This is a genomic window from Streptomyces sp. NRRL WC-3549, from assembly GCF_000721935.1.
Lineage (GTDB): Bacteria > Actinomycetota > Actinomycetes > Streptomycetales > Streptomycetaceae > Streptomyces.
Map to the genome: position 1 here is coordinate 12,728 of NZ_KL585432.1, position 3,767 is coordinate 16,494.

The 3,767-nt window shown below is 72.7% G+C and carries 1 protein-coding gene; it reads right to left on the reverse strand.

The annotated features are described in order from the left end of the window. Positions 1-3,588, reverse strand: a 3,588-nt coding sequence (locus tag IH13_RS0130735; protein WP_031089415.1) for a type VII secretion protein EccC, incomplete at its 3' end; no start/stop codon positions are given. Positions 3,589-3,767 lie beyond the last annotated feature (179 nt).

The following is a 3,767-nucleotide window of genomic DNA, read 5'->3' on the forward strand; positions in this document are numbered from 1 at the left end:
CAGCCGCTTCTCCAGCTCGGTGGCGATTCCGGCGGCGAGCGCTCCGCAGAGCTTGGCGTTGTAGGCGTACCCGCCGTTGAACTCCTCCGGGATCGCGCCGCGCAGGCTCCGTCTCGGGTCCATGACGGCGAAGACCAGCTCGTCCTCCCCGTAGCGGTCCATGAGGCCGTGGGCGACCGTCCTGAGGAGGTTCGTCTTCCCGCACTCGCTGTCGCCCATGACCAGCAGGTGCTGGTCGTGGTGGAAGAGGTCCAGCAGGGCGGGGGCGAGCGCGGTCTGGTCCAGGCCGATCGGCACGCGCCGGGGCTCGGCGACCGGCCCCGGGAGCAGGTGCGGTTCCACGAGGTGCGGCAGGACCCGTACCGGCTGCGCGACCTCCCCGCTCCACGCGGCGCGGACCGACCGGGCCGTACGTTCCAGCACCGCGCCCAGGTCGGTGGCGTCGGGCAGGCCGTCCGTCCGCGGCAGTGCGGCCTGGGCGAAGAGCTTGCCGTCGGTCAGGACCCGGCCGGGCTCGTCGGGTGCCAGGGTCTGGGCGAGCTTGCGGTCGACGCTGGACTCGCCCGCGTCGTTCAGGCGCAGTTCCATCCGGGTGCCGAAGGCCGACTGGACGGCGATGCGCACGTCGTTCCAGCGGAGCATCCCGGCGACGACGTGGATGCCGTAACCCCCACCGCGTTTGAGGATGTCCCCGACCGCGTCGTCCAGCTCCTCGAAGTCGTCGCGCAGCGCCCCGAAGCCGTCGATGACGAGGACGATCTCGGCGGACGCCAGCTGCGGCAGCCGTCCTGCCCGGTGCAGGGTGCGCAGCTGCTCGACGGAGTCGATGCCGTGTTCGCGGAAGAGGTCCTCGCGTGTGGTGAGCATGCTCCGCACCACCTCGACCGTGCGGGCGGCGCGCTCGCGGTCGGCGCGTCCGGCGACGCCGCCGACGTGCGGCAGGCCCGCGAGGGCCTGGAGGCCGCCGCCGACCAGGTCGAGGCCGTAGACGCCGACCTCCTGCGGGGTGTGGGTGAGCGCCAGGGACAGGACCAGGGTGCGCAGCAGGGTGGTCTTGCCGGACTGGGGTCCGCCGATCAGGGCGGCGTGGCCGCCCGCCACCGTGAGGTCCAGGTACCACCGCCCCTGCCACTGCTTGGCCGGATCGTCGAGCAGGCCGAGCGGGATCTGGAGCGTGCCGCGCCGCCGGGAGAGCTGCATGCCGCGCGCACCCGCGTCCAGGGGGCCGGCGGCCCGGTCGAGGGAGATGGCGTCGGGCAGCGGCGGCAGCCAGATGCTGCGGACCGGTGCCGCGGTGGCCTCCTCCAACTGGCCGACGACGACGCCCATCTCGGTCGGTCCCGTCTCGCGGCGCCGCGACTCCGGCTCGCGCGTGTCCGGTCCCTCGGGGTCCCCGAGGGAGTTGTAGGCCTCGTACGCCAGGGCCAGGGGGCCGGTGTCCTCCTCGTCGGTGACCCGGGCGGGACCGCGGTAGGCGCCGGAGACGTAACTGGCCTTGAAACGCTCGTAGTGGCTGGTGTCGACCTTGAGGTAGCCGAAGCCGGGCAGCGGCGGCAGGTGGAAGGCGTCGGAGGTGTCCAGGACCGTCCGCGACTCGTCGGCGGAGAAGGTACGCAGGCCGAGCCGGTAGGAGAGATAGGTGTCCAGGCCCTTGAGCTTGCCGCCTTCGATGCGCTGGCTGGACAGCAGGAGGTGGACGCCGATGGAGCGCCCGATACGGCCGATGGACAGGAACAGGTCGATGAAGTCCGGCTTCGCGGTGAGCAGTTCACCGAACTCGTCGATGACGACGAAGAGGTGGGGCAGCGGTTCCAGATCCGGCCGCTCGGTGGCCCGCAGCGCGGCGTAGTCCCCGATGTCGGCGACGTTGCCCGCGTCCTTGAGGGTCTGCTGGCGGCGTTTGACCTCCCCGGCGAGTGAGGCGTGCACCCGCTCGACGAGGCCGGCCTGGTTCTCCAGGTTGGTGATGACGCCGGCCACGTGCGGCAGTTTCGCGAAGGGCGCGAAGGTCGCCCCGCCCTTGTAGTCGACGAGGACCAGGGCCAGGTCCTCGGGCGGGTGCGTGGTGACGAGGGCGAGGACCAGGGACCGCAGGAGTTCCGACTTGCCCGAACCGGTGGCGCCGACGCACAGGCCGTGCGGGCCCATGCCCAGCTCCGAGGACTCCTTGAGGTCCAGCAGCACCGGTTCGCGCGCGTCGTTGACGCCGATGGGCACGCGGAGGAAGGCCCGTTCGGGGCGCGGGGCCCACAGGCGGGACAGATCCAGGTCCGCCACGTCGTCGATGCCGAGCAGTCCGGCGAAGTCGACGGGCCCCGACAGCGGGGCGTCCACCAGCGATTCGGCCGACAAGCGCAGCGGTGCGAGCATCCGGGCCAGGCCCTCGGCGAACGGGGCGCTCACCTCGTCGGCGCTGCCGTGGGCGCCGACGGGCTCCTCCTCGCGGAGGTCCTCGATGACCACCTGGTCGCCCTCGACGGTGATCCGGACGGCCACCTGGCCCGGTTCCTGGATCCGTTCCTCCAGGAGGTGCAGGACGGTGACGCCCATCTCGCGCAGCCCGACCGCCTCGTCGGGGCGCGGCAGCTCCACCGCGTCCTCCCCGTGGCCGTCCGCGACGACGACCAGCCGCGACGTCATGGTCAGGGCGTCCCGGCCGGCCAGACCGCGCCGCACCTCGGCCGCGTAGGAGGCGCGGCGGCGCAGCTCCGGGCCGAGCTGCCGGGCGAGCTGCGGTGCCGACGGGGCGATACGGCGTGCGGCGACCGGTCCGTCGAGCTGTTCGGTGTCGAGGAGGTGGGGCAGCCACTTGGCCCACTCCCAGTCGGCGATCCGGTCGCCGGGCACGGCGAGCGCCAGCGCCACGTCGTCGGGGGCGTGGGTGGCCGCCGTCTGGACGAGCAGCGCGCGGGCCACCCGGAGGCAGTCCTCGCGGGGGCCGATGACGCTGATGTCGCCCACCCGGTCGAGCGGGACGGTCAGGGGGAGTTCGGTGCCGGTCCGGAAGCGGTTCATCAGCGCCGACGCCTCGTTGAGCATGAAGAGGTCGGGCGGTGTGAGCACCGACGAGCCCTGGTCGGCGATCCGCAGCTCGCGTACGGGCATCTCCCCGGTGCCGATCCGCACCCTCAGGAAGTCGGCGTCGGCACGGCGGCGCTCCCACAGCCGGGCGGGGTCGCGCACGAGGTCGTACAGGGCGTGCGGGGGCGGGTTGAGGACGTCGGCCCGCTCCCGTCGTGCGCGTTCCTCGGCGGACAACTCCTCGCGCAGGTCCTCGACGTAGGCGAGGTAGGCCTCCCGTTGGGTGCGCCGGGTGCGCTGGGCCTTGCCGCGTTGGGAGAAGAGGAGGGCGACGGAGCCGAGGACCGTGACGACGAGGATGATCGCGCCGAGGCCCGCGAACTGGCTGTTGCGGACGACCGTCATCATGACGACGGAGGACATGACGCCTGCCACGGGCAGCAGCGACATCGCGATGTTGCCCGCCTTCCCCTCGGGGAGGTTCGGCGGTGCCTCGATGGTGCGTGGCTCGGGAGCGGCCGGTGGCCTGGTCGTCCTGGCCGGGCGGTGTATCAGTCGGGTGCTCATCGTCGTTCGTCACTCATCGTCGTTCGTCACTCATCGTCTGTGAGGTGGCGGTCTCGTCTGTGAGGCGGCGTCTCTCTGTGCGGTGGCCTCGTCCGGCGCTCACGCGGGGGCGGGTACCGGGTCAGCGGCGCTTCTGGGAGAGCTGGAAGACGTCCGCGGCGAGGCGGGTGGCGGCCCGC